We start from the raw sequence: 24,528 nt of genomic DNA, 5'->3' as shown, positions 1-24,528 counted from the left end.
ATTTCGGAGTGATGCATGGAAGCGAGTTTGCGCGTCAACAACATCGAAGTCATTTACGACCACGTCATTCTGGTGCTCAAAGGCGTGTCGCTGATCGTGCCCGAGGGCAAGATCGTGGCGCTGCTCGGGGCCAACGGCGCGGGCAAGAGCACGACGCTCAAGGCCATCTCGAACCTGCTGCACGCGGAGCGAGGCGAGGTGACGAAGGGCACCATCGACTATCGCGGTGAGCGTGTCGAGCAACTGACGCCCAACGGGTTGGTCAAGCGTGGCGTGATTCAGGTGATGGAGGGACGTCACTGCTTCGGGCATCTGACCATCGAAGAGAATCTGCTCACGGGCGGCTATGTACGGCACGCGTCGCGCAGTGCGCAGCAGCACGCGCTGGAGCGTATTTACGCGTACTTCCCGCGTCTGAAGACGCGGCGCAAGTCGCAGGCGGGTTACACCTCCGGTGGCGAGCAGCAGATGTGCGCCATCGGGCGCGCGATGATGGCGCAGCCATCGATGATCCTGCTCGACGAGCCGTCGATGGGGCTCGCGCCGCAGATCGTCGAAGAGATCTTCACGATCGTGCGCGACCTGAATCAGCGCGAGAACGTCAGCTTCCTGCTCGCCGAGCAGAACACGATGGCCGCGCTGCGTTATGCGGACTACGGCTACATCCTCGAGAACGGGCGTGTCGTGATGGATGGCGATGCGACGTCGCTGCGCGATAACGAGGACGTCAAGGAGTTCTATCTGGGCATCGCCAAAGACGGGGCGAGCAGTGCGGGGAGTTTTCGCAACGTCAAGAGTTACCGGCGGCGCAAGCGCTGGATTGCCTGAACGCTTGCCTGCCCGAGCGGGTCGCCCGCTCGTGAATCTTCGTCAATCCTCATCGTTGATCCGTTGATATGAACGATTACTTCGACACGCTGGAAATCCGTGCGCCAGAGGTTCGCGAGAAGGCGTTGCTGGCGGCGCTCCCGGCGCAGGTCTCGCATGCCCGCACGCATGCCGCCTACTTTTCCGAGGCACTGAGCGATATCGACGCGGGCGAGATCGACTCGCGCGACGCGCTCGCCGGGTTGCCCGTCACGCGCAAATCGGATCTGGCGGCGTTTCAGGTGCGTCATCCGCCGCTGGGCGGTCTGAACGCCACGCCCGTGAGCGGCCTCGCGCACGTCTACCAGTCACCCGGTCCGATCTACGAGCCGGACGGGCGTGGCAGTGACTGGTGGCGCTTCGCACGGGCGATGTATGCGGCGGGGCTGCGTCCGGGCGATCTGGTCTACAACACCTATTCGTATCACTTCACGCCCGCCGGCATGATGATCGAGACGGGGGCGGCACGGCTGGGGTGTTGCGTGTTCCCCGCTGGCGTGGGGCAGACGGAGCTACAACTGGAAGCCATCCGGCACCTGAAGCCGGGCGCGTATGCGGGCACGCCGTCGTTCCTGAAGATTCTGATCGAGAAGGGCGAGGCGGCCGGGGCGGACCTCAGTTGCATCCGTCGCGCGACGCTCTCGGGCGAAGCGTTGCCGCCGTCGTTGCGCGAGTGGTTCAACGGCCGGGGGATTACGGCGCGTCAGTTGTACGGCACGGCCGATCTGGGGCTGATCGCCTTCGAGAGCGATGCGCAGGCGGGGCTGATCGTCGACGAAAACGTGCTGGTAGAACTGGTCGAGCCGGGCGGCACGAAGCCGGTACCGATGGGGGAGATCGGCGAAGTCGTGGTGACGAACTTCAACCCGGATTACCCGCTGATTCGCTTCGCGACCGGCGATCTGTCGGCGGTGGAGGCGGGCATCAGTCCTTGCGGGCGCACGAACATGCGTCTCAAAGGCTGGCTCGGGCGTGCGGATCAGACAGTGAAGGTGCGCGGCATGTTCGTACATCCCGGGCAAATCGGCGAGATCGGCAAACGCTATCCGGAGCTGGTGCGGTTGCGTCTGCGGGTGGAAGGGCGGGTGGGTGACGACCGGATGCGTCTGCTGTGCGAGACGAACGACACGCCGCCGGATGGACTGGCGGCACGTCTGCAAGAGACGTTGCGTGACGTGACGCGATTGCGCGGTGAGGTGGATTTCGTCGCCGTTGGGTCGCTGCCGACCGATGGCAAGCTGGTGGAGGATGCGCGGGCTTACGACTGAGGCCGCATATTCCGCTGACTCCCGGAAGTCCCGAAAGCGCGCGTGATATCGACGATATCCGCGCGCTTTCTCGTTTCTGCTTGCCGCGTTACGAGAGTGCCGTCGGCGACGGCGCGCTGACCGCGTCCGGTGCTTGCGCCACCCGGCGGTGCTTCGTCCCTGCGAGCAGAATGCCGAGTGCCGCGAGCATGGCCGGTATCGCCAGAATCGTGAACAGTCCGGCGTTGCTCCAGCCCGCGGCCAGCAGCAGTGCCCCGCCGAACGATCCGGCAACGGCCCCGATGCGGCCGATGCCCAACGCCCACGCCACACCCGTCGCCCGATTCGACGTCGGGTAATACGCTGAAGCGATCACGTTCGCGCAGACTTGCGAGCCGCTTACGCAGAATCCCGTGATGAAGATGCCCGCTGCGAGCCACACCGGACTCTCCGTCAGCGCCAGCGACGCCAGCGAGGCCGCCCCAAACAAGTAGGCCACCGCGACCACTTTGTACGGATGGAAGCGATCGATCAGCACGCCCAGCACAATCGCGCCCAGCACACCGCCTCCTTGTAGCAGCCCGGCAAACATCGACGCCTGTTTGAGCGTCAGCCCGCTGCGTTCCGCGAGAATCGGCAGCCAGTTGATGAGCAGGTACAGCAGCAACAGGCTCATGAAGAACGCCAGCCAGAGCAGCAGCGTGCCGCGCCGGTAATCGCGGTGGAACAGTTGCACGACGGGCGAGGACGGCAGGCGGTCGTCAGCAGCGGTGTACGTCTGACCGGCCACGACAAGGCCGGGTGCCACACGCTTGAGCGTCGCGGCGATTTGCGCCTGCGTGCCGCCACGGATGGCGAGAAAGCGGACCGATTCAGGCAAGGTGAACCACAGCACCGGCACGAGCGCGAGCGGCAGCAGTCCGCCAATCGCGAGCAGCCCGCGCCAGCCGACGCCCGCCACCAGATATGCCGTCACCACGCCACCCAGCGCCGAACCGAGCGAGAACCCGCAGAACATCAGCGTGAGCAGCGTGCCACGACGACGTTCGGGACTGAACTCGGACGTGAGCGTGATCGCGTTGGGCATCGCGCCCCCCAGCCCGAGGCCGGTCAGGAACCGCAGCGCGATGAGCCATGCGACGTTCGGCGCGAGTGCTGCGCCGACGCTCGCCGCACCGAACCACGCGACGGACAGGATCAGCACCCGGCGGCGTCCGATCCTGTCGGCCATCGGTCCACTGCAAAACGCGCCGACCATCAGCCCCAGCAGGCCCGCGCTGAAGAGCGGGCCGAGCGACACCATCGACAACTGCCATTCGCTGCGGATATGCGGCGCGATGAAGCCGATGATGGCGATGTCGAACCCGTCCAGCGCCACGATCAGGAAACACATCGTGCTGATCAGTATCTGGAAGCGCGACACCGGGGCCGCGTTGATGAAGTCCCGCACGTCGACTGACGTGTGCCGGGTGTCGTGCTTGTCCATGAAATGTCTCCTGTCCTCGGGTGGCGTTTTTGCCTTGTTATGGATGTTTTTGAGCGATGGCCTGATGTGTCGCTAAGCGGCGTGCGCCGGCGAGGTCAGCGCCTCCACTTGCGCGACGAACTCGGGATCGCGCGCGCGCAAGTCTTCATGCGTCACGCGTCCCGTGCGCAGCATGTAGTCGTAGGCGAAGCGCACCGGGTCGAGATGCATGCGGGTGTCGACGGATTCGTACCAGTCGAGGCTGCGACGGGCGGCGTCCTGAAAGCGGTCCGAGGCACTGCGACGGCTCTGCTCGAAGGCCGCGAAGGCGGCGGGCACATCGCTGCGGTTCGCGCTCAGCGCTTCGAACAGTGCGATGGCATCCTGCATCGCCATGCGCGTGCCGGAGCCGAGCGAGAAGTGGACGCTGCGCAACGCGTCGCCCAGCAGCACCACATTGCCGTGCGACCAGCGCGCGTTACTCACCACGCGTGCCTGGAACCAGTTGGAGCGGTTCGTCAGCAGCGAATGGCCTTGCAGGTCGTCCGCGAAGATCTGTTCGCAGAAGGCGCGGCTTTCGTCTTCGGTGGCCGTGTCCAGCCCGCAGCGTTGCCACGTGTCGGGATCGACTTCGACGAGGAACGTCGACCGGTCGGGGCTGTACTGGTACGCATGCGCCATGAACACGCCGTGCGGCGTCTGGCGGAAGATGAGCGACACAGGATGGAACGTGCGCGACGTGCCGTACCACGCGAACTTGTTGCGACGCTCGTCGAAGCTAGGGCTGAAGTGTTCGGCCATGCGCGTGCGCACTTCGCTGTTCACGCCATCGGCCGCAACGATCACGTCGGCGTCTGGCAGCTGCGCCGGATCGGTGACGTGGCTCTCATAGCGCACCTCCACACCGGCTTCGGCGCAAGCTTGCTGCAATACCCGCAGCATATCGATGCGCGACGTGCGCGAGAAATGGTTGTTGGACAGACGCACGGGCACGCCCTGATGCACGATCTCCATGTGGTCGCAGCGCGTGTGATGCGCCGTGAACTTGCGGAAGAACGCTTCGTCCGCTTCCTTCAGGAAGGCGAGCGCGATATCGGAGAACACGACGCCCCAGCCATAAGTGGCGTTCGCGGCGTTGCGCTCGTGCACGACGATCTCGTCTTCCGGATGACGTTGTTTCATCAACAACGAGAAGTACAGGCCGGCAGGCCCGCCACCGATGACGGCGATTTTCATGATGGGCTCCTTGATGGGGGGATGCGTGGAGATCAGGCGACGCGGGCGGACACCGCCTCGCGTCCGGCGGCGAGCAATGCACCGGCATCGGGGACCACGGGCGCGAGGCCGAGGTGGTCGAGCATCTGCCGCACCGTGCTGACGGCCGTGGACGTCACAGGAAGGCCGAGCCTGTCCTGAGCCAGTTGCACGGCGGGCAGAGATGGCATCTGCACACAGGCAGACAGCACGACGGCATCGGCATTGGCCGTGTTCAGGCGCTTGACGTCGTCGAGCAATTGCATCGGGTCGCGACGGCCGACTTCCAGGTTGTCGGGGATCTCGAACGACAGGGCATCGATGACTTCAATGCCTTCGTGCTCGATGTACTCGACCACGGCTTGCGTGAGCGGCTTCATGTAAGGGGCCATCAGCGAGATCTTGCGCGCGCCCAGCGTCTTCAGACCGGCGACGAGCGCGCCCGCCGAGGTCATGATGGCGGCGTCGCAATGGTTCTCGCGCGCCACGCGTCGCAAGTCTTCCTCGACCTGACGGTGGTAGCCCGGTCCCATCGCCATGATGGCGACAAGGCAGGCCGTGCTCATGACGTCCACACGTGCGTCGGCGAGTTCGGCGGCGCAGCGCAGGCCCTGAAGATTCATCGCGGCCAGTTCTTCCTTCACCACGCGATGCATACGCATGCGGCTCGAATGAAACGTGAAGCGCTCGGGCAGGATCTGTTCGCGGGCGCGCAGCATCGCGGGAATCTCCGTCTCCATCGTGGTGTTGGAGCTGGGCACGATCTGGCCGATGCGGAAGAGCGTTTGCGGGGTTTTCGTCATGGTGTCGGTTCTCCGGCGAAAGCTGAGGCTGCGGCAGCGGGCGTGGAAAGCGTGGCGCAGCGAGTTCGGTACTGGTCGAGTGCCGCACGCAGCACGTCGGGCATCTCGATGGATTCGCGCACGCCGCGCTGAATGCAGATCGGCGTGAGGCGGGCGACGAAGGCGATGTCGCCGTCTTCCTTGCACGCTGTCATCGTCAGCGTGAAGGTTCGCGTGCGGATGTCGGTGACATCGACAGTGACGTCGAAGACATCGTCCGGCCAGAGCGAGCGGCGAAAGTCGAAGTCGAGCGCGCGGGTGGGCGTGCCGAAGCCGTGATGGTTCTTGACGGCTTGCGGCGTGCCGTCGAACAGCGAACCGTAGAACAGCTCGGCGATGGAGATCACGTACTCCGAGAACGTCACGGTGTAGACCACGCCAGCCGGATCGCAGTCGCCCCATTTCACGCGGCGACGGACGACGAACGGATGCTCGCTCACGACATGTTCGGTGCTGATCATGCGTCCTCCCTGGCGGGCTGCGGCTGGGCGGACGCCTGCGCGGTTTCCGTTGCAATGCGTCCGGCAATCGTCGTGCGCAACGAGGCCTTGTCGACCTTGCCCACGCGCGTCACTGGAAACTCGTCGATGATCTCGATGCGCTCGGGGCACTTGAACTTTGCCAGCCCGTGGCTCACGAGAAATGCGCCGAGTTCGCCAACGGACGGTGCAGGCTGGCCGGGGCGCAGGATCAGATAGACGCAGCCGCGCTCGCCGTAGAGCGGGTCGGGCATGGCGACGAGTTTGGCGTCGGCCACGGCGGGGTGATGGCTTACGAACGCCTCGACTTCCTCGCAGCCGATCTTCTCGCCGCCTCGGTTGATGTTGTCGCGCAGGCGTCCTTCGAAAGCGAAGCAGCGCACGCCGGCGATCACCTTTGCCGTCACCATGTCGCCGGTGCGCACGAAGCCGTCGGGCGTGAGCGTCTGCGCGGTGGCCTCGGGGGCGTTGAAGTAGCCGCGCAGGCTCGACGGGCCACGGAAGCAGAGTTCGCCCGGTGTGCCATCGGCGACCGGCGTATCACTGCCGGGCGTCAGCACGCGGATCTCGTCGTCTTCGCAGCCGGACAACCCCTGCGTGTGATGGCGAAGGTCAGGTGCGTGGTGCGCACCCGCCCCCATCAGCAACCCCTCGGTCGTGCCGTACAGGTTGAAGCAGGGCACGCCGAGATGTGCTTCGAGCGAGTCGGCCCGGCTCATCGTGCCGAAGAGTTCCAGCGACGTCAGATCGTGTTTTGCGATGTCCTTGTACGCGATCATTTGCGGTGCGACAGGCCCGATCGACAGGCCGTGCGTGACACGGTGTGTCTCGATCAGCGTGAGCATGCGGGCGATGTCGACGCGCGGCATCAGCACGGTCGTCATGCCGCTGGCGACCGTCGACGCGAGGACATACAACTGCCCGGCGTTGTGCAGCAACGGCAGCGACCAGATCATGCGGCTGTGTTCGGTCATGCCGATGTGACGCATCCACGCGAGCGAATGGCCGATGTACTCCGCATGAAAGCGCGGGATGATCTTCGGCACGCCGGTGGTGCCGCCGGACAACTGGAAGCTCAGGACATCTTCACTGCCGATTTGGATGCCGGACAGCACGGCGCGCGCACGCGCCAACGGCATGGCGTCGATCAACTGATCGATGGCGCGGCTCCCGGCGACGGCGTCATGCTCGGCACGGCCGCGTGCCACCAGCAGATGTTCGATCGACGTGTGCCTGTCCATCATCTGACGGGCAAAGCCGACGAGATCGAACGCCGAGAAATCGGCTTGCACGAAGTAGGCGCGTGCGTCCGATTGCGACGCGAGTTGGCCGATCTCCACTTCCCGGTACTGCGGCACGGCGCACACGGGTACGACCCCTGCCTTGTACGCGCCCATCAGCGCCACGACCGTGTCGACGTTCGTGCCCATCTGGAAGATGGCGCGCTCGCCCGGGCGCAGCCCCAGTTCGATGAGCGATGCACCGAGCCGTTCACTGCGTTCGTCGAGCGTGGCGAAGCTCAGCGTGGCTTCGTCGCTGAGGTAGGCCGGGCGTTCCGGCACACGCGCGGCGGTCGCGCGCAGGGCGTCGCCTAAGGTGATGTCGTACCAGGCGTTCGACGCGAAATAGCGTCGCGCCAGATCCGGCGCACAGTACGTCACGCCGTCGATAGGATGAAAAATACCGCTCATGGTGTCTCCTGCACGTGCTTCGGCGACTTTATCGGGGGCGCCTGTGTTCAGTCAGTGGCTCAGTGGTGGCCGCGAGGGGCGATGCGCACGATGTCGCGTTCATAGCTTTCGATCTGGCCGTCGAGTCCACCGGTGAAGAGGCCGTACCAGACGGCGGGCTTCAGGCCCAGTGCGCGACGTCCGAAGGTGACCGTCACGTCACTCGAAATTACGGTGTAATCGCCGGTGTTCTCGACGCGGCACTCGGGCATCGCGCGGGCGGCTTCGACCAGCGACGCAAACTCGGGCACGTTCAGCACGTAAATCTGCAACGGTTGTGAAGTCATGATCAACGCTCCTGACGCAGGTGTTGGCCCAGACGCTGCGCCTTGCGCTGCCAGACAGTGTCGATCTGGGTGAACGGCGCGCCACCGGCGATGGCTTCGTCTTCGATTTCCATGGCCGCTTCGAGGGTCGCGGCGGCGTCGCGCGCGTCGATGTCGGCCAGTGCGCGCAGCTTGCGGGTGATCTCGATGAAGTAGCCGTTCGGATCGCGGAAGTAGATCGACTCGATGACTTCATGCGCTGTCTCGGCCGAGACCGTCACGCCGCGCGCTTCCAGACGAGCTTTCCACGCGTGCAGTTCCTCCTGCGTGTCGACGAGCCACGCGGTGTGGGTGGCGTCGAACACGTGGTCTTCGGGCAGCGGTGCGCGTCCCGGACGGTCGGTGAGCGAGGCGGGGACTTCGCCGCCGAGGTAGTAGAAGAACGCGATGGTGCTGCCGTTGCCGCTATCGAAGAAGAAGTGCAGGAAGTCGGGGTGCGTGGCCGGTCCCCAGCCTCGGGCAGAGATCGTGTGGATGAGCGGCAGGCCGAGCACGTCACGGTAAAACTCGACGGTTTCGCGCAGGCGCCACGTCGGGCGCGCTGTGTGATCGACGCCATGCAGACGCAGCGCGAGATCGTCTGCGGCGGCGGCGGGGATGTCATTCAGTTTCATTAGGGACTCCGGGAATTCGGTCGTTCAGTCAGTTGTTCAGGCAAATCGCGGATGTCATTGCGGAAACGTTTCGCGCAACCAGTCCTGTAACAGGCGTCCGGCGATGTAGCGTCCCGCTTCTTCACCGTCTGCTAACGCACGGCCGTGATGGTCGCCACGTACGCGTCGATGCGATTTCTGTGTCGCGCCGAGGCTCGCGTAAATGTCTTCGATGACGCTCGGGAAGCACGCCTGATCGCCGGTGTATTCGATGAGTAGGGTGGGCTGCACGATGGCGGCAGCCGTCTTCGAGAGAAGCGCGTTCGAGGACAGTCCCGACCATGTCGAGAGCCACGCTTCCGGCGAACACACGCGCCCGAAGCCGACCGAGCCATAGTTGGACGTGAACGGGTCGCTGCCCCACAGGGAGCCGTAGCGACGGTCGGACGGATCGAGCGTCAGGTCGAAACAGCGCAGGTCGGCGTCGGTGCGCCAGATCGTCATCAGCGGCGTGTGCGCGGCCATGCGACGCAGGCGGGCGTCGGTGCTTGCGGCACCGGCGTCGCGCTTGAGGCGCTCGCGCGCACCCTGGCGTGCGGCGATCAGGTCGCGCGCGGTGGCGTCGAGGCGCGCGACGCGGGCACGTTGTGCGGCACGGTAGCGCGTGACGAAGTCCACGTCGTAGCGTGATTGGGCCGCTTCGCCCGGCTGACGATGCACGTAGCCGTTGGCGGCATCGAACGGATCGAGCGACGGATCGACGGACAGGGCGTCGTGTTCGTTCGTGACGGACGGGTCGATGCAGGTTTGCAGCAGCGCGCCCTGACCCGGGTGCGGTGCCACGAACACGACACCATGCACGGCGGGCATGTCGAGCGACGCGAGCTTCGTCGGGCGGCCACCGGGCGTGCGTTCGATGCGCTGCTCTGGGGCGAGATTCGACTGCTGAACGTAGAGCGCGTAAAGGCCGCTGCCGCCCGAGTTGCCGAGCATGACGATGCGCTTGAAGCCCGCGTCCCGCAGAAACTGCATCCCGGCGGCGACGTCGTACAGCGCGAATTCGTGTTCGAGGCGCATGTCGTTGCCGACCGAACGCGGTGCCTGCGTCCACGCGGCGAAGCCCGCGCCGACGATGTCGGGAATCAGGTAGTGGCAGGCCATGAACTCACGCGGATGCATGATGCACACCACGGTGTCCGTCGACCCGGGGACATACAACGCGCCGCTCGTGGCCGCACCGTCGGCGGTGCGCAGGACAACGTTGCGCGTGGTCGTGCCCAGCGGCAGATCACGCGGATTCCAGTCCGTGTTCAGGAACCCTGCCGTCGCGCTCTGACCGTCACGGCGTTCCGCTTGCTGTTGACTCATCTCTCAACCTCCGTTTTTTTACATCCTAGTTCAATTTTTTACGAATTGGTAAGCATTTTCGTTAAAATTTGACAGATACGTAAAAACCCTGAGCATCAGTTGCCTTGGGGTTTTCTGGGGTGAGGAATTTGGTTATCGTTGGGTTTTCTGACACTTGCGTCAAAAATTTGGCGGATGTCGATGCATCGGTATGAAACGAGGGAGAGGCGATGAGCAAAGCGCAGACCAAGAGCGACGCGTTGCGGGAGAACATTCTGGAAGTCGCGACGCGGCTGTTCATCGAACGCGGGTTCGACGGGACGAGCTTTAACGACATTGCCGATGTGGTGGGGGTGACGCGTCCTGCGCTTTACTACTACTTCAAGAGCAAGGAAGCGATTCTGGAAGTGCTGACGGCAGTGGTGACGCGGGCGGCTGGAGAGCTGGCCTCGGAGGCGTTGCCGGACGATCTGCGGCAACCGTCCGCGATGCTGCGACATCTGGTGCTGCGTCATGCGCATCTGATCCTGACGCACCCGCTGCAATTTCGCGTGGTCGAGCGCAACGAGGACAATCTGCCGCCCGAGCAGCGCCAGTTGGCAGAGCAGTCACGGCGTGCGGTGCTGGAGCAGTTCCGTCACGCGATCGAGCTGGGCATCGAGCGCGGTCAGTTTCGGGTGATGGATGCGAAGGTCGCCGCGTTCTCGATCATCGGCATGTGCAACTGGACGGCGTGGTGGTTCACACCGTCCGGCGCGCGTAACGCCGAGGAGATTGCGGCGCAGATCGCCGACATGGCGCTTCGTTCCGTTGAGCAGGATTCGACGCGACAGCTCGGCGAACAGAGCGCTGCGGGCGTGCTGAAATTACTGCGGGACGATCTGGATTTGCTTGAGCGGCATATCAAGCGGTGAGCGGGAGCGGGGCGTCGGTGGACGGGCTGACGCCTGTTATGCCGACGTACCCTGCGCGAGCGAGCGCAACAACGTCGGTACTTTGTCCTTGCTAGTCGTTTGCACGCGGGCGATCAGCGCGTGATCCACGCGCTTGAGGCCGTAGGTGCGCGAAATGTCGTCGTGCATGCGACGCCACAGGTGCGTCGTCATCTCGGCGTCGACCATCGCCCGGTGGGCACGACCGGTCTTCGGGAGCTGAAGAAGATCGGCGAGGCTGGAGAGGCGGTGATTCTGGGCGTGCGGGTAGAGGCGTCGGGCGGTCAGCATCGTGCAGGCAAAGACGTGGTCCGAGCGCGCGCCCAGCATGGCGAGTTCGGCTTGCCAGAAGCGTTTGTCGAACCCGGCGTTGTGCGCGACGACCGGACAGCTGCCGACGAACTCGGCGGCCTCGCGCATGACCTGCGAGACGGGCGGTGCGCTCGCGATCATATCGTTCGTGATACCGGTGAGCGCCGCGACATCCGAGGGAATGCGGCGGCCGGCGTTCATCAGGCTTTGGTAGCGGTCGACGATCTCGCCGTCGCGCAGCAGGATGACGGCGATTTCGGTCGCCCGGTCGCCCTGCGTCGGCGACAAGCCAGTGGTTTCAAAGTCGAGGATCGCTACTGTTTGCATGCCACTTCTCAAAAGGACGTCACTCAAATGGACATCGTCGACCCGTGATTTTACAGACGTCAGATGCAAAAAAGCGCCACCAGCATTTCGCTGGCGGCGCTTTTTCAAATTACGGCGCAGACGTCGCGCCGTAACCCGGCAAAGGCTTAGACCTGAACCGTGTCGGCGACTTCCTTGAAGTCTTCGATCTGGTCGAAGTTCATGTACTTGTAGATCTTGTCGCCGTTCGAAGCGAGCACGCCCATGTCGGCCATGTACTCTTCCTTGGTCGGGATCTTGCCCAGGCGCGAGCAGATCGCAGCCAGTTCGGCCGAGCCGAGGTACACGTTCGTGTTCTTGCCCAGACGGTTCGGGAAGTTACGGGTCGACGTCGACATGACCGTCGCGCCTTCGCGCACTTGTGCCTGGTTACCCATGCACAGCGAGCAGCCCGGCATTTCGGTACGGGCACCGGCCGTGCCGAACACGCCGTAGTGACCTTCTTCCGTCAGTTGCTTCTGGTCCATCTTGGTCGGCGGGGCGACCCACAGCTTGACCGGAATGTCGCGCTTGCCTTCGAGCAGCTTCGATGCGGCGCGGAAGTGACCGATGTTGGTCATGCACGAACCGATGAACACTTCGTCGATCTTGGCACCGGCAACGTCCGACAGCGTCTTCACGTCGTCCGGATCGTTCGGGCAGGCCACGATCGGCTCATGGATGTCGGCCAGATCGATTTCGATGACGGCAGCGTATTCGGCGTCGGCATCCGGCGAGAGCAGTTGCGGATCGGCCAGCCACTGTTCCATGGCCGTGATACGGCGTTGCAGGCTGCGCGGATCCTGATAACCCTGGGCGATCATCCACTTGAGCAGCGTAACGTTGCTGTTCAGGTATTCGATGATCGGTTCCTTGTTCAGGTGCACCGTGCAACCGGCAGCCGAACGCTCGGCGGAGGCATCCGACAGTTCGAACGCTTGCTCGACCTTCAGCTCGGGCAGGCCTTCGATTTCGAGGATGCGGCCCGAGAAGATGTTCTTCTTGCCTTGCTTGGCGACCGTCAGCATACCTTGCTTGATGGCGTACAGCGGGATCGCGTTGACGAGGTCACGCAGCGTGACGCCCGGCTGCATCTTGCCCTTGAAGCGAACCAGCACCGATTCCGGCATGTCCAGCGGCATCGTGCCGGTGGCTGCGGCGAATGCGACCAGACCCGAGCCTGCCGGGAAGCTGATGCCGATCGGGAAGCGGGTGTGCGAGTCGCCGCCGGTGCCGACGGTGTCGGGCAACAGCATGCGGTTGAGCCACGAGTGGATCACGCCGTCGCCCGGACGCAGGGCGATACCGCCACGGTTGCTGATGAAGTTCGGCAGCGTCTGGTGCGTCTTCACGTCCACCGGCTTCGGATAAGCGGCGGTGTGGCAGAACGATTGCATGACGAGGTCGGCCGAGAAGCCGAGGCAGGCCAGATCCTTCAGTTCGTCGCGGGTCATCGGACCGGTCGTGTCTTGCGAGCCGACCGAGGTCATCTTCGGTTCGCAATACGTGCCCGGACGCACGCCTTGACCTTCCGGCAGACCGCAGGCGCGACCCACCATCTTCTGTGCCAGCGAGAAGCCGCGGCCGCTGTCGGACGGCTGTTGAGCCAGACGGAACAGCGTCGACGGGGCGAGGCCCAGCGCTTCACGCGCCTTGGCGGTCAGGCCACGGCCGATGATCAGGGGAATACGGCCACCGGCGCGCACTTCGTCGAACAGCACGTCCGACTTGACCTGGAATTCGGCGATCACTGCGCCGTTCTTCAGCGCGCGGCCTTCGTACGGACGCAGTTCAACGACGTCGCCCATTTCCATTTGCGACACGTCGAGTTCGATCGGCAGTGCGCCGGCGTCTTCCATCGTGTTGTAGAAAATCGGGGCGATCTTGCTGCCCAGGCACACACCGCCGAAGCGCTTGTTCGGGATGAAGGGGATGTCTTCGCCCGTGAACCACAGCACCGAGTTGGTGGCCGACTTGCGCGAGGAGCCCGTGCCGACCACGTCGCCCACATAAGCGACGAGGTGACCCTTTTCCTTGAGCGACTCGATGAACTTGATCGGACCGCGCTTGCCGTCTTCTTCCGGGGTGATGCCGGGGCGAGCGTTCTTGAGCATTGCCAGCGCGTGCATCGGAATGTCGGGGCGGGTGGTGGCGTCCGGAGCCGGCGAGAGATCGTCGGTGTTGGTTTCGCCCGTGACCTTGAACACGGTGATGGTCAGGCTTTGCGGGACTTCCGGGCGGCTCGTGAACCATTCGGCGTCGGCCCAGCTTTGCAGGACGGCGCGTGCGTTGGCGTTGCCCTTGTCGGCGAGTTCCTTGACGTCATGGAACTGGTCGAACATCAGCAGGGTTTTCTTGAGCGCGTCGGCTGCGACGGTGCCGACTTCGGCGTCCGAGAGCAGTTCGATGAGCGGGGCGATGTTGTAGCCGCCGAGCATCGTGCCGAGGAGTTCGGTGGCGCGGGCGCGGGAGATCAGCGCGCAGGCCGTTTCGCCCTTGGCGACAGCGGCGAGGAAACCGGCTTTCACGCGGGCGGCTTCGTCAACACCGGCGGGCACGCGGTTCGTGATCAGATCGACCAGCGTCTGCTCTTCACCGGCGGGCGGGTTGGTCAGCAGTTCGACCAGTTCGGCGGTCTGCTGAGCGGTCAGCGGCAGGGGAGGAATACCCAACGCGGCGCGGGCGGCCACGTGTTCACGATAGTTTTCAAGCATGAGGAGACCTGCTGATGTTGCGTTTCGGGGGAGGTTTTGAGGCCTCCAGGGCTTGTTCCAGTACGGCTTTTGCCCGTGATTTTAGTCCCTATGCAAGGCAAGGTCAAATGTCTTATGTCTTATATAAGACTTAACGGATAACGGTGCTTTGGCGCAGGATCGTGCGACACAGAAGCAGGGGGATGCCGAGTGCGCCTGAAAGGCGTCTGGAAGGTGCGGCAGCGGGGCGCAGCAGCCGGTCGGGATCGTCGCCCCGGATCAGGCGAAGTACTGGCCGGGCGTGCGTCCGAGGGATTTGCGGAACATTTCGATGAAGCCCGTCGTGCTCTCGTAGCCGAGTTCGTTGGCGACCGCGGAGACCGCCCGGCCTTCGGCCAGCCGGTACAGGGCTTCTTGCAGACGGACGTGGCGTCGCCATTCGTCGAACGTCTGGTTCAGTTCGCGGGTGAACAGGCGCGACAGGGTGCGCGAGCTGGCGCCGACATGATCGCCCCATTCCTGAAGCGTCCGGTTGTCGGAGGGCTCACGCAGGAACTCGGTGCACAGGCGGGCGAGGCGGCGTTCACGCGGAATTTCGAGCGACAGCGGGATCTCGTCGCTGAATTCGAGTTCGTCGCGGATGATCTCGAAGAATTTGTCGACGTGACGCTTGCGCAGCAACGGTTCGTCGGTCGACGCCGCGCGCAGGATCAGTTCGCGCATCAGATTGGACACGACGAGCGGCTCGCATGTTTTGGGCAAGTCGGCGACGACGTGTGGCGAGATCAGCAGGTTGTGCATGCCGAACGACGCCCGCAGCCGTACGGCATGCAGTGTCATCGGCGGAATCCAGACGGCGCGCTGCGGCGGCACGACCCACGTGCCGCGCGGCGTATCGACGCACATGATGCCTTCGCCGCCAAACAGCACCTGACCATAGGGATGGACGTGGGGCTCGACGCCACCGCCTGCGGGGAACTCGAAGGCCAGTCCGACCATGGGGGCGGGCGAAATTCGCGACTCGAAGAACTCGACATCCTGTGCGGTGATGATCCGGGTCTGCATGACGGCCCCCGTGACGTTAAGGGACGTGAAGGAAAAAAATGCTCGTTTCATTCTTTCCTGAACGTCTGGCGCAGGACATGGGGGTTAACGTGGGTGGGGATGTGGCGTCAGAGGACGGGGATGAACACTAAAAGATGACAAAGGACCGGAGGGCGACGCCACCCTCCGGACGCCGTGGCTCATTCGAGCGGCTGCCCCCGCGTTTCGGGCATGCGAACGACCGCGAGCACCGTCAGCAGATTGAGCGCAATCAGATAGGCGGCGAACCACCCCAGATGGCCGTGATCGGCCATCCAGTTCTGAAGGTAGGGGGCCGTGCCGCCGAAGATTGCGACCGTCAGCGAGTACGGGATGGCCACGCCGGTGGCGCGGATGCGCGTGGGGAACAGTTCGGCGTAGACGGCCGGGGCGATGGCCGTCCAGGCGGCGAGGACCACCAGTCCGGCGCAGATCGCCAGCGTGAGCCGCACAAAGGAGCCGTCGATGAGCATCAGCAGGGGCACGATGACGAGCGCCGAGCCGCCGGCCCCCATCAGCAGATTCGGTTTGCGGCCGATGCGATCGGAGAGCGCGCCCCAGAACGGTTGCACGGCCATGTATACGAGGCAGCCTATGCACAGCGCCCATAGCCCCTGACGGGCATCGACGCCCTTGAAGTGCGTGGCGAAGGTAATGGCCCCCGACATCCAGGTATTGAACGTCAGCGTCGGTCCGGCGGTGAGCGCGATGATCCGCAGCACCGAGGCACGATGCTCCCAGATCGCCTGCGCCATGGGTTGCACGGGGGCACCGGCGCGCGCTTCGTTTTGCTCCTGTTCGAAGGCGGACGTTTCCTTGAGCCTGCCACGCAGGAACAGCGCATACACCCCGAGGGCCGCACCGAGGAAGAAGGGGATGCGCCAGCCGTAGCGGGTCATCTCGTCCGTGGTAAAGACCTGCGTGAGCACCAGTCCCACGGCAGTTGCCAGCAGCGAGCCGCCCGTAATGGCGATGAACATGCTGCTCGACCACAAACCCCGGCGGTGCACGGGGGCGCTTTCGACGAGGAACGTGAACGATGCACCGATCTCGCCGCCGAGCCCGAAGCCCTGGAGCAGGCGTCCGAAGACGAGCAACGCCGGGGCCATCAATCCGATGGAAGCATACGTCGGCGATACCGCGATGACGAGGCAGCCTGCGGCGGTGACGGCCATCGAGGCCACCATCGCAAAGCGGCGTCCTCGCCGGTCGGAGAGCCAGCCGAAATAGATACCGCCGATGGGGCGCAGCAGGAAGCCGACGGCGAAGACGGCGAGCGTGGACAAGAAGGCGGCGGTCGGGTCTTCGGCGTGGAAGAACTGGGTCGAGAAATATCGGGAAAAGAGTACGAACGACGCGAAGTCGTACCACTCGAGCGCGTTACCGATACCCGCGCCCAAGATGACCGACTTGGCGGGCGAACCGCGCTCGTTGCGGGCGACGGCTTGCAGGGTCGCATCCATGGTGTGTCTCCTGATGGCTGATTGTCGTTGTGGTGGGTCTTGTTTGTCCTGATGCCCTGACCACATTAGCGCCGCTCGCCTGCCGCGCACACCGCGCGCGGGACAACACATATCGCAAAACGGACAGAATTTTCGCGCGGCTCGCGCGCGTGGCATCCGGTGGCCGTCGTCCGCCGGTTTCCCCGAGCGCGTTTCTGCGCTGTTTCCGTTTCCGCCCTCACACATTTATCCCACTTTGGCCGCTTTGCTGGATGACGTGTCCCGATCGCCGCATTGGCGCAGGGGCGGGCTGCCCACAATGGTGACGTTGCTTCGTGATGCACTCCGTTGCACCCGTTGCATCACGTTCTGCATCACGTCCTATTCCTATTAAGCGGTTTTAGAAATCCATTACCGGCCCGAGGAGGGCGCTACTGCGATGAGGGTAATCGATTGCGATGTCGTAGTCGTGGGCGGCGGCGGTGCAGGCACTTATGCCGCGCTGCGTCTGCACGACCTGGGGTTGAAGCCGATGTTGATCTCGAAGGGGCTCGTCGGCAAGAGCGGTGCGTCGATCATGGCCGGGGCGGTGATCGTCGGCTCGAAGATGCTGGGCGGCAACGAGCAGAACGCGGCCAGTTCGCTGGAATTCTTCGCGAAGTACTACAGCCACTTTCTGGTCGATCAGTCGTATCTGGCGGCGGCGGGGCACTGGATCGAGAACACCTTCTATCCGGAGATGGAGTCGCTCGGTTTGCTGTTTTCGCGCGAGGCCGATGGGCAGATCGCGATGAGCCACTCGCCGGTGCGCTGGGCGGTCGCCCCCATGCAGGGGCAGACCGGCATTCTGCTGATGGATATCCGGCGCAAGCAGTTGCAGGCGCGCGGTATTCCGATGCATGAGGAATGTGTCGTGACGGCGCTGCTGCGCAACGAGAACGGTGAAGTTTGCGGGCTGACTGCGCTCGACTACGTGCGCGGCGAGATGTTCGCGGTGCATGCCAAGGCCGTCGTGATGGCGACCGGGCACGCCGACAGGATGGTGCGTCGCTCCACGGGAACACGAGAGCAGACCGGTGACGGCATTGCGCTGGCGCTGCGCGCGGGCGCCGAGATGACCAATCTGGAGATGCAGTTCTGGCACATCAGCGATTTTGCGAATCCGCCGACCTGGCAGCGTCTGCACATCTATCCGAATCCGCTTGTCGGTACCGACCAGAGTTCACGTGTGTACAACGCGCAAGGCGAGTGCTTCTTCGAGCAGTCACGTGACGCGCCTGCTGCGCTCGCGCCTTACACGCTCCAGGTCAAGCGGCTCACGCAGCAGGTGCTCGCGGGCACGGCGCGTTTCAGTGGGGGCTATTACACGTCGTATAGCCACGTCGATGCGGCGGTGCTGAGACGTTACCAGTACGCCGGTTCGGCGTTCGAGCAACTGGGGCTGGACATTACGCGCGACAAGGTCGAGGCGCGCACCACGATGCACTACCGGCAAGGCGGCATCGAGTCGGATCCTCATTCGATGCGCACCAGCGTCGACGGATTGTGGGTCGCGGGCGGCGTGGGCGCGCATGTCACGGGGAGTCTGGCCGTCGCGATTTACGACGGTGGGCTGGTGGCCGAGTCGATTGCCGGCAGCTTGCCGGACCGCCATCGACACGATGGCATGACCGAGCAGCAGATTCGGGCGGAAGAAGCGCGGGTGGAGGGGTTGAGACACAGCGCCGACTCGGGCGGTCGGGCCGCTAACAGCGAGGTGGGTCGGCAGGCGCTCGCCCCCATGCACGTCAAGACCGGTATCTGGGACGTGATGGATGAGGCGTACGGACTGATCAAGAGCGGGGATGCCATGCGTGCCGGTCTGGCGAGGCTTGCCGCGATGCGCGAGCGCGAGTTGCCGCGCATGACACCGCCGAGCGCCTCGCGCCGGTTCAACACTGCCTGGCTAGACGCGCTCGACGCCCACAACCTGATCGACGTATGCGAAGTCACGCTGCAAAGCGCGTTGAAGCGGGAGGAGAGCCGGGGCAGCTTCTACCGCACGGACTTCCCGTACGTCGATAACACTGCATGGCAGTGCAAGAACATCGTGGCGCGCGACGGCGGCGCTTACCGGTTCCGGCGTGAGCGCTACCCCGAGGGGGCCATCGCGCCCGGATTCGAGCGGCAGGAGTATTTCAGCGTGCCGTGGTGAGCCACGGAAGGCTCGACGGCTGGCGTCGGGACACGGACCGGCTTGGACCGGTCGACTTTGCAGGGAGAGGGGACACATGCATTCGGACGTCAGGCAATTTCCGGGTGATAGCGATAGCGACAGTGAGCTGACGACGGTGACGTTGCACATTTCGCGTTTCGATCCGGAGACGGACGCTGCGCCCTATGTCGAGACCTATGCGGTGCCGGCGGTGCCGCACATGCGGATCATCGACGCGCTGAACTACGTGCAGGAAGCGCTCGGGGTGGACATCGGCTATCGGTGGTATTGCGGCACGAAGAAGTGCGGTACTTGCGCTGTGCGGATGAACGGTCGCGAGGTACTGGCGTGCTGGGAGGCGGCGCAAGCCGAGATGCATATCGAGCCCCTGCGTCATCTGCCGCTGATTCGCGATCTGGCGGTCGACCGGGCACCGGCCGAGGCGAAGCTCGTGTCGTTGCAGACGTGGCTCCAGCGGACGCGTCCGTACGGTGGGTTCCCCGAACCGGTAGATGCCGCAAACGCCGCGACCCTCCGCGCGACGATGGACTGCCTGAGTTGTCTGGCGTGCTACTCGGCGTGTCCGGTGCTCGATTTTCCCGACGACATTGCGTTTGCAGGGCCTGCGCCGTTGGTGCACCTGGCCCGCGTCGCGCTCGATGCGCGGGACGATGCGCCCCGTTTGCAAGCCATTCTGGATGAAGCGCACGTTCACCACTGCGTCTCCTGTTACCAGTGCGAGGCCGTTTGCCCGGCGCATATTCCGATCGTGAGTGCCGCCATCGAACCGCTCAAGCAACTGGCGTACGCGCGTGCGCCGGAGGCGTCGCCGCATGCGCGCACGTTTATGGACATCGTTGAGAGACGCGGGCGCATCGAGCCCATGTTGCTGGTGCTTGGGACGCGGGGCTGGCGAGCGGCGCTGCAACGTCCCGGACGCACGTTGAAGCTGATGCTGCGCGGCAAGGTGCGTCCGCTGGCGGCGCTGTTGCGAAAGCCGGTGGCGGGGATCGAGGCGATCAGGCGGACGTTCTTCCGTTGATTCGTTTGCCGTCGACGCGCTCTGCGCCCGTTGATCTTCGTGGGTATCCGCCCGTCGATCCTTCTCTCGACGGGCTTCTTCTAGTGAGGCATTGCCATGCGAATCGCTTTCTATCCCGGGTGCAGCGCCCGAACGACTTGTGGTGAGTTATTGACGGCCACGCAGGCGGTGGCCGACCGGCTGGGCATCGCGCTGGAGACGCTCAGTTCCGCAACATGTACGGGCAGCCGCGAGATCCGCGCGGCGGACGCCGAGCGCTTCGTCGCACTCAATGTGCGGATTATCGCGATGGCCGAGGCGCGTGGCCTCGATCTGATGACGATCTGCAATACCTGCACGCTGAACTTGCTCGAAGCCAAACAGCGTGTGGACAACGATCCTGCTTTGCGTGAACGTGTCGGGCGAAAACTGGCGGAGGAGGGGCTTGAATATCGCGGGACGGCGCGTATCACGCACTTTCTTTGGTATCTGCTTGAGGAGGTGGGGGAATCGCGGCTGCGCGCGCTGGTGAAAACGCCGTTGTCGTCGCACAAGATTGCGGCGTTCTATGGATGCCATATCGTCCGGCCGCCGTCGGTGTATGGCGACACGGATGCGCGCGATGTCCAGTCGATTGAAACGTTGGCGCAGATTCTGGGGTGTGAGACCGTCGACTACTCGGGCAGGACGGCGTGCTGCGGCTTTCACTGCTCGGCGCAGAGCGATGTGATTCCCGTCAAGCTGAGCGGTCGGCACGTGGCGTCCGCGAAAACCGCCGGGGCGGACGCCATCGTCACCCCGTGTCCCCTGTGCCACACGGTGCTCGACACCTATCAGGACGACATGGCGCGCGATCTGAATACGACGCTGGATCTGCCCGTCCTCCACTTGCCACAGCTTGTCGGCCTGGCGCTAGGTATTGATGCGGCAGCGCTGGGGATCGACAGGCACGTGGTGCGAGTGGAGGAGGTCCGGTGGGTGCAGAAGTGGGTGTAGAGGTGCGTGTCGCGGCGTTGCTCACCGTCAGAAATGGACCGCGGCTTCCACAAATGCCGTGCTCTGGATTGCCCCGGGAACACGGTGGTGATCGCTGCCGAACTTGTTGTACCAATACTCCCAACCGACTCCGGCCTCCAGCGTGCGCGCCTTCAGGTTGAGCCAATGCCCGACGTCGAGCATGACTTTCGGGTGCAAGAGAATTTCGGTTCGTGTTTGCGCGCCGAAGCCGTCTTGCCCTTTGGGGGCGATCACATTGGCAAAGCCCTCGAAATGCAAGGGTGTGCTACCGATCTGAAACGGAATGCTCCACGCCGTTTCCATCATCGCCGTGTTACTGAAGCGCACGCTTTGCCCGACGATGCCGTTGTAGTTCCGCTCCGTGCGGAACAGCAGCGAAACATTCCAGAAGCCGGGGACGTCGAATTGAAGGGTCGGCCCGACCACGAACATGCGCTTTTCGGGGGCGAACGCGGTGTTCTTCGTATTTAGGTCGAATCCTGCTGCAATAGATACGTCCCGTAGCGGGCCACGTGTGAAGAGATTCGATCCCGTCACAGCATTCAGGCTCAGTTGGTGCCGGTACGTCGCGTAAAACTCCGTAGCCCCGGTGTTGCCGTTATTCGCCGGGTCCGCCTTGTTGGACATCAGCATGTCGACGTTAAAGAAGTTCGTGCCGTAGGCGTAGCCGTCGGTGTGCGTGAACGACACGATCTGCTTGGCGATTTGCGCGGCGCGCCCGTTCGCGTCGGTCACGCCCGGTTCGCGGAAGTCGTTGCCATAGGCGTAATGAATCGACGTGTCGCTCCAGGTGAATGCTGCCGCAGGCGCGCTCGCCAGCGCCCCTAGAGTGGCCAACAGCGCCATGGATCGCCAGGTCGGCGAGGGCAGTGCCGCGCGTGCGGACGAGTTCATGTTTGTCTCCTCTGATTTGTTCTTGTTTGACGTTCGCGGTTGATGCGCAGACGTCGCTCAGGCACCGTTCAGGCACCGCCACGGAAGCAGGAAAAGCCCCACGGGGTCATCTTGAATGGCAGGTGATAGTGCTGGCCGCTGTCGGCGAGTCCGAAGCGGTAAGGCACTTCGTCGAGAAACGGCACGGTGGGCATCGAGACGCCCGCGCGCCGGTAGTAGTCCCCGACGCTGAACGTCGCTTCATAAGTGCCGGGCACGCATTGCGACTTGAGATCGTCGAGTTCTTCCAGCGTGCCGCGTGCACCGATTCGACTGGCGATGAGCACGATGCGTCCGTGGGTGCTCAGGTGCTCCAGACGGACGGCGAGTCCCTGCGCCACCAGGCCGCGCGACACGTCGACGACATGCACCGAAATGCCGTGCATCTCCATCGCTTATCCCCAGAAGCCGACGTGGGAGCCGGCGGCTTCGTCCTCGATCAGCGGGCCGATCACTTCGACCGGACGTTGTCCGCGCACGAAGACTTCGCGGCAGGGCAGCGAGAAGGTGGGGTTTTCCGGGTGGTCACCGGTCAGTCCCAGCAGCTTGTGCTCCGACAGGGCGTAGACCACACGTCCGATGTTGCACCAGTAGATCGCCCCGGAACACATGCAGCACGGCTCGGCGCTTGTGTACAGCGTGCAGCGCGCGAGTGCCTCGGGCGACAGCAGTTTGGCGGCGGCTGCGGCGGCGACCAGCTCGGCGTGCTGTGTGGGGTCGCCTTCCGGCGGCATCGAGTTGTTGCCTGCGGTGACGATGACGTTGCCGTGCTCGTCGGCCACCAGCGCACCGAACGGATGACGGCCGCGCTCGCGCGACGCTTCGGCCAAAGCGATGGCTTGACGCAGCAGCGCCATGTCTTGCTCGGACAGCGTGGCGGCAACAGCCGGGTGACGTACGTTCATGAATGACTCCTTGTCGTGTGGATGAAAGGGGCGCGGCAATGCGTGATTGCCGCGATAAAGAGAAAAATTGCTGAATTGGGGCAGGTGCTGGCGTCAGGGCGTTTCCGCTTCCGCGATAGGGAGACCGGACGACTCGGCGTGAGGGGCGTGCTGATGCCGGTTGAGCAGGAGGTTGAGCGTGATAGCGGTGATCGCGCCGAGAAAGATGCCGCTGTCGAGTACGAGCTTCAGCGGACCGTGGACATGCTCGAAGAGGGCAGGAAACGACATCGGCAGCACACCGACGCTGACCGAGACGGCGACGACGATGGCATTGCGGGTGCCGTCGAAACGCACGCGCGTGAGCTCCTGAATGCCGGCCACGGTGGTCATGCCGAACATCACGATTGCGCAGCCACCGAGTACGGGGCGAGGCACGCAGGCGATCAGGGCCCCGAGTTTGGGGAACAGGCCCATCAGGACCATGATGGCCCCGGCGGCCGCGACGACGTAGCGGCTTTTCACATTCGACAGCGCGATCAGGCCGGTATTCTGGGTGAAGGCGTTGTACGGAAAGCTGTTGAAGACGCCACCCAACACCGTTGACAGCCCGTCGGCACGAAATGCGTCGCCAAGGGTGCGTTGCGAAGACGGTCGCCCGATGATGGTGCCGATGGCCAGTACGTTCCCGGTGGTCTCGGCCATGATGACCAGCATCGCGAGCGTCATGACCAGGATCGGTGTGAGCGCAAAGCTTGGCGGACCGAAGGCGAAGGGCGGACTGAGTTCGAACCAGGCGGCGCGGCCGACGTCGTCGAAGTGCGTGAGGCCGAAAGCCGCCGCCAGTGCGGTACCGGCGATCAGGCCGATCAGCACCGACAAGTTGGCGATGAAGCCGGTGAAACGGGCGTAGACGACGAGTGTGATGACCACCGTCGCCAGTCCGAGCAGCAGATTGTATGCCGCGCCGAAGCTCGCGTCGCCGGGATTGCCGCCGCCCAGCCAGATGGCTGCCGCTGGCATCAGCGACACCCCGATGATCGTGATCAGGCTACCGATGACGACGGGTGGGAATAGGCGCAGCAGACGGCTGAAAATGGGGGCGATGGCAATCGTTGCCGCCCCACTGGCGATGACCGCGCCGAACACATGATCGATGCCGTATTGCTTGCCGATCATGATCATGGGGGCGATGGCGATGAACGAGCAGCCCTGGATCAGGGGCAGGCGCGCACCGAACTTCCAGACGCCGATCGTCTGAATCAGCGTGGCGATCCCGGACGTCAGCAGGTTGGCGTTGATGAGCAAGACCATCTGTTGCGACGTCAGGCCCAATGCGCTCCCAAGAATCAAGGGAACGGCAATCGCGCCTGCGTACATCACCAGTACGTGTTGCAGGCCATAGCTCAACAGTTGCCGCAATGGCAGCACTTCGTCGACCGGATGGGTCGCTTGCGTGTCTTTCATGAGGTGTCTCCTTCCTCCGGGATTTGTCGTGTCCGACGCGCTTCTCGTGCGCGTT

At 64.0% G+C, this 24,528-nt stretch carries 20 protein-coding genes and 1 pseudogene; 6 read left to right on the top strand and 15 right to left on the bottom strand.

The features are described from left to right. Positions 1-15: 15 nt before the first annotated feature. Together PAQ31011_RS05055 and PAQ31011_RS05050 are read left to right on the top strand one after the other, a co-directional pair. The gene (locus tag PAQ31011_RS05055; RefSeq protein ID WP_039397512.1) at positions 16-828 is read left to right on the top strand and encodes an ABC transporter ATP-binding protein; all 813 of its coding nucleotides are present in this window, start codon (positions 16-18) and stop codon (positions 826-828) included. 68 nt (positions 829-896) lie between these two features. Beyond that, complete coding sequence (locus PAQ31011_RS05050; protein ID WP_150574727.1) at positions 897-2,135, top strand: phenylacetate--CoA ligase family protein; 1,239 nt, start codon at positions 897-899, stop codon at positions 2,133-2,135. Positions 2,136-2,223: 88 nt separating this feature from the next. On the opposite strand, the gene PAQ31011_RS05045 is transcribed toward PAQ31011_RS05050, so the two are convergent. The 7 genes and pseudogenes from PAQ31011_RS05045 to PAQ31011_RS05015 all read right to left on the bottom strand — a co-directional run bounded on the left by PAQ31011_RS05045 (position 2,224) and on the right by PAQ31011_RS05015 (position 10,171). Beyond that, positions 2,224-3,600, bottom strand: coding sequence for an MFS transporter (locus tag PAQ31011_RS05045; RefSeq protein ID WP_150574726.1), 1,377 nt, complete (start codon positions 3,598-3,600; stop codon positions 2,224-2,226). A 72-nt stretch (positions 3,601-3,672) separates the two neighbouring features. Further along, positions 3,673-4,815, bottom strand: coding sequence for an FAD-dependent monooxygenase (locus tag PAQ31011_RS05040; protein WP_150574725.1), 1,143 nt, complete (start codon positions 4,813-4,815; stop codon positions 3,673-3,675). Between the two features lie 32 nt (positions 4,816-4,847). Further along, positions 4,848-5,636, bottom strand: a complete 789-nt coding sequence (locus tag PAQ31011_RS05035; RefSeq protein WP_150574724.1) for a maleate cis-trans isomerase family protein — start codon at positions 5,634-5,636, stop codon at positions 4,848-4,850. Beyond that, positions 5,633-6,136, bottom strand: a complete 504-nt coding sequence (locus PAQ31011_RS05030; protein ID WP_150574723.1) for an acyl-CoA thioesterase — start codon at positions 6,134-6,136, stop codon at positions 5,633-5,635. Before PAQ31011_RS05030 ends, PAQ31011_RS05035 begins: the two co-directional genes overlap by 4 nt. Further along, complete coding sequence (locus PAQ31011_RS05025; RefSeq protein WP_150574722.1) at positions 6,133-7,845, bottom strand: AMP-binding protein; 1,713 nt, start codon at positions 7,843-7,845, stop codon at positions 6,133-6,135. The genes PAQ31011_RS05030 and PAQ31011_RS05025 overlap by 4 nt, the downstream gene beginning before the upstream one ends. Positions 7,846-7,904: 59 nt before the next feature. After that, a pseudogene (locus PAQ31011_RS05020) lies at positions 7,905-8,824 on the bottom strand (VOC family protein). Positions 8,825-8,878: 54 nt separating this feature from the next. Then, positions 8,879-10,171, bottom strand: coding sequence for an alpha/beta fold hydrolase (locus PAQ31011_RS05015; RefSeq protein WP_150574721.1), 1,293 nt, complete (start codon positions 10,169-10,171; stop codon positions 8,879-8,881). A 209-nt stretch (positions 10,172-10,380) separates the two neighbouring features. On the opposite strand from PAQ31011_RS05015, the gene PAQ31011_RS05010 reads away from it, so the two are divergent. Further along, a complete protein-coding gene (locus PAQ31011_RS05010) occupies positions 10,381-11,064 on the top strand; it encodes a TetR/AcrR family transcriptional regulator (protein WP_150574720.1) in 684 nt (227 codons plus the stop codon). A gap of 36 nt (positions 11,065-11,100) precedes the next feature. On the opposite strand, the gene PAQ31011_RS05005 is transcribed toward PAQ31011_RS05010, so the two are convergent. The 4 genes from PAQ31011_RS05005 to PAQ31011_RS04990 all read right to left on the bottom strand — a co-directional run bounded on the left by PAQ31011_RS05005 (position 11,101) and on the right by PAQ31011_RS04990 (position 16,978). Beyond that, complete coding sequence (locus tag PAQ31011_RS05005) at positions 11,101-11,721, bottom strand: 3'-5' exonuclease (RefSeq protein ID WP_150574719.1); 621 nt, start codon at positions 11,719-11,721, stop codon at positions 11,101-11,103. 146 nt (positions 11,722-11,867) lie between these two features. Further along, the gene (gene acnB / locus PAQ31011_RS05000) at positions 11,868-14,453 is read right to left on the bottom strand and encodes a bifunctional aconitate hydratase 2/2-methylisocitrate dehydratase (RefSeq protein WP_150574718.1); all 2,586 of its coding nucleotides are present in this window, start codon (positions 14,451-14,453) and stop codon (positions 11,868-11,870) included. A 258-nt stretch (positions 14,454-14,711) separates the two neighbouring features. After that, complete coding sequence (locus PAQ31011_RS04995; RefSeq protein ID WP_150574717.1) at positions 14,712-15,548, bottom strand: AraC family transcriptional regulator; 837 nt, start codon at positions 15,546-15,548, stop codon at positions 14,712-14,714. Between the two features lie 128 nt (positions 15,549-15,676). Continuing rightward, positions 15,677-16,978, bottom strand: a complete 1,302-nt coding sequence (locus PAQ31011_RS04990; RefSeq protein ID WP_150574716.1) for an MFS transporter — start codon at positions 16,976-16,978, stop codon at positions 15,677-15,679. Positions 16,979-17,396: 418 nt separating this feature from the next. Here PAQ31011_RS04990 and PAQ31011_RS04985 point away from each other — a divergent pair, with 418 nt between their 5' ends. From PAQ31011_RS04985 to PAQ31011_RS04975, 3 genes are all read left to right on the top strand, one after another. Continuing rightward, complete coding sequence (locus tag PAQ31011_RS04985) at positions 17,397-19,151, top strand: FAD-binding protein (protein WP_150574715.1); 1,755 nt, start codon at positions 17,397-17,399, stop codon at positions 19,149-19,151. Positions 19,152-19,227: 76 nt separating this feature from the next. Further along, positions 19,228-20,193, top strand: a complete 966-nt coding sequence (locus PAQ31011_RS04980; RefSeq protein WP_150574714.1) for a succinate dehydrogenase/fumarate reductase iron-sulfur subunit — start codon at positions 19,228-19,230, stop codon at positions 20,191-20,193. A gap of 96 nt (positions 20,194-20,289) precedes the next feature. Beyond that, on the top strand, positions 20,290-21,168 hold the full coding sequence (locus PAQ31011_RS04975) for a CoB--CoM heterodisulfide reductase iron-sulfur subunit B family protein (protein ID WP_150574713.1): 879 nt from the start codon (positions 20,290-20,292) through the stop codon (positions 21,166-21,168). Between the two features lie 27 nt (positions 21,169-21,195). Here PAQ31011_RS04975 and PAQ31011_RS04970 read toward each other — a convergent pair whose 3' ends face one another. The 4 genes from PAQ31011_RS04970 to PAQ31011_RS04955 all read right to left on the bottom strand — a co-directional run bounded on the left by PAQ31011_RS04970 (position 21,196) and on the right by PAQ31011_RS04955 (position 24,473). Further along, on the bottom strand, positions 21,196-22,083 hold the full coding sequence (locus PAQ31011_RS04970) for a hypothetical protein (RefSeq protein WP_217424835.1): 888 nt from the start codon (positions 22,081-22,083) through the stop codon (positions 21,196-21,198). A gap of 68 nt (positions 22,084-22,151) precedes the next feature. Beyond that, positions 22,152-22,514: a hydroxyisourate hydrolase gene (locus PAQ31011_RS04965; protein WP_174989941.1), complete on the bottom strand. Its 363-nt coding sequence runs from the start codon at positions 22,512-22,514 to the stop codon at positions 22,152-22,154. A 3-nt stretch (positions 22,515-22,517) separates the two neighbouring features. After that, positions 22,518-23,027, bottom strand: a complete 510-nt coding sequence (locus PAQ31011_RS04960; RefSeq protein ID WP_150574712.1) for a nucleoside deaminase — start codon at positions 23,025-23,027, stop codon at positions 22,518-22,520. Positions 23,028-23,120: 93 nt separating this feature from the next. Beyond that, positions 23,121-24,473, bottom strand: a complete 1,353-nt coding sequence (locus PAQ31011_RS04955) for a nucleobase:cation symporter-2 family protein (RefSeq protein WP_150574711.1) — start codon at positions 24,471-24,473, stop codon at positions 23,121-23,123. Between the last annotated feature and the right edge of the window lie 55 nt (positions 24,474-24,528).

Source organism: Pandoraea aquatica, from assembly GCF_902459565.1.
Taxonomy (GTDB): Bacteria; Pseudomonadota; Gammaproteobacteria; order Burkholderiales; family Burkholderiaceae; genus Pandoraea; species Pandoraea aquatica.
Note: the sequence above shows the minus strand (reverse complement) of the source record. Positions and strands in the feature narration are given on the sequence as shown.

Coding starts and splice junctions, on each gene's coding strand:
- PAQ31011_RS05055 (WP_039397512.1), top strand. CDS start 16: ATGGAAGCGAGTTTGCGCGTCAACAACATCGAAGTCATTTACGACCAC.
- PAQ31011_RS05050 (WP_150574727.1), top strand. CDS start 897: ATGAACGATTACTTCGACACGCTGGAAATCCGTGCGCCAGAGGTTCGC.
- PAQ31011_RS05045 (WP_150574726.1), bottom strand. CDS start 3,600: ATGGACAAGCACGACACCCGGCACACGTCAGTCGACGTGCGGGACTTC.
- PAQ31011_RS05040 (WP_150574725.1), bottom strand. CDS start 4,815: ATGAAAATCGCCGTCATCGGTGGCGGGCCTGCCGGCCTGTACTTCTCG.
- PAQ31011_RS05035 (WP_150574724.1), bottom strand. CDS start 5,636: ATGACGAAAACCCCGCAAACGCTCTTCCGCATCGGCCAGATCGTGCCC.
- PAQ31011_RS05030 (WP_150574723.1), bottom strand. CDS start 6,136: ATGATCAGCACCGAACATGTCGTGAGCGAGCATCCGTTCGTCGTCCGT.
- PAQ31011_RS05025 (WP_150574722.1), bottom strand. CDS start 7,845: ATGAGCGGTATTTTTCATCCTATCGACGGCGTGACGTACTGTGCGCCG.
- PAQ31011_RS05015 (WP_150574721.1), bottom strand. CDS start 10,171: ATGAGTCAACAGCAAGCGGAACGCCGTGACGGTCAGAGCGCGACGGCA.
- PAQ31011_RS05010 (WP_150574720.1), top strand. CDS start 10,381: ATGAGCAAAGCGCAGACCAAGAGCGACGCGTTGCGGGAGAACATTCTG.
- PAQ31011_RS05005 (WP_150574719.1), bottom strand. CDS start 11,721: ATGCAAACAGTAGCGATCCTCGACTTTGAAACCACTGGCTTGTCGCCG.
- acnB (WP_150574718.1), bottom strand. CDS start 14,453: ATGCTTGAAAACTATCGTGAACACGTGGCCGCCCGCGCCGCGTTGGGT.
- PAQ31011_RS04995 (WP_150574717.1), bottom strand. CDS start 15,548: ATGAAACGAGCATTTTTTTCCTTCACGTCCCTTAACGTCACGGGGGCC.
- PAQ31011_RS04990 (WP_150574716.1), bottom strand. CDS start 16,978: ATGGATGCGACCCTGCAAGCCGTCGCCCGCAACGAGCGCGGTTCGCCC.
- PAQ31011_RS04985 (WP_150574715.1), top strand. CDS start 17,397: ATGAGGGTAATCGATTGCGATGTCGTAGTCGTGGGCGGCGGCGGTGCA.
- PAQ31011_RS04980 (WP_150574714.1), top strand. CDS start 19,228: ATGCATTCGGACGTCAGGCAATTTCCGGGTGATAGCGATAGCGACAGT.
- PAQ31011_RS04975 (WP_150574713.1), top strand. CDS start 20,290: ATGCGAATCGCTTTCTATCCCGGGTGCAGCGCCCGAACGACTTGTGGT.
- PAQ31011_RS04970 (WP_217424835.1), bottom strand. CDS start 22,083: ATGAACTCGTCCGCACGCGCGGCACTGCCCTCGCCGACCTGGCGATCC.
- PAQ31011_RS04965 (WP_174989941.1), bottom strand. CDS start 22,514: ATGGAGATGCACGGCATTTCGGTGCATGTCGTCGACGTGTCGCGCGGC.
- PAQ31011_RS04960 (WP_150574712.1), bottom strand. CDS start 23,027: ATGAACGTACGTCACCCGGCTGTTGCCGCCACGCTGTCCGAGCAAGAC.
- PAQ31011_RS04955 (WP_150574711.1), bottom strand. CDS start 24,473: ATGAAAGACACGCAAGCGACCCATCCGGTCGACGAAGTGCTGCCATTG.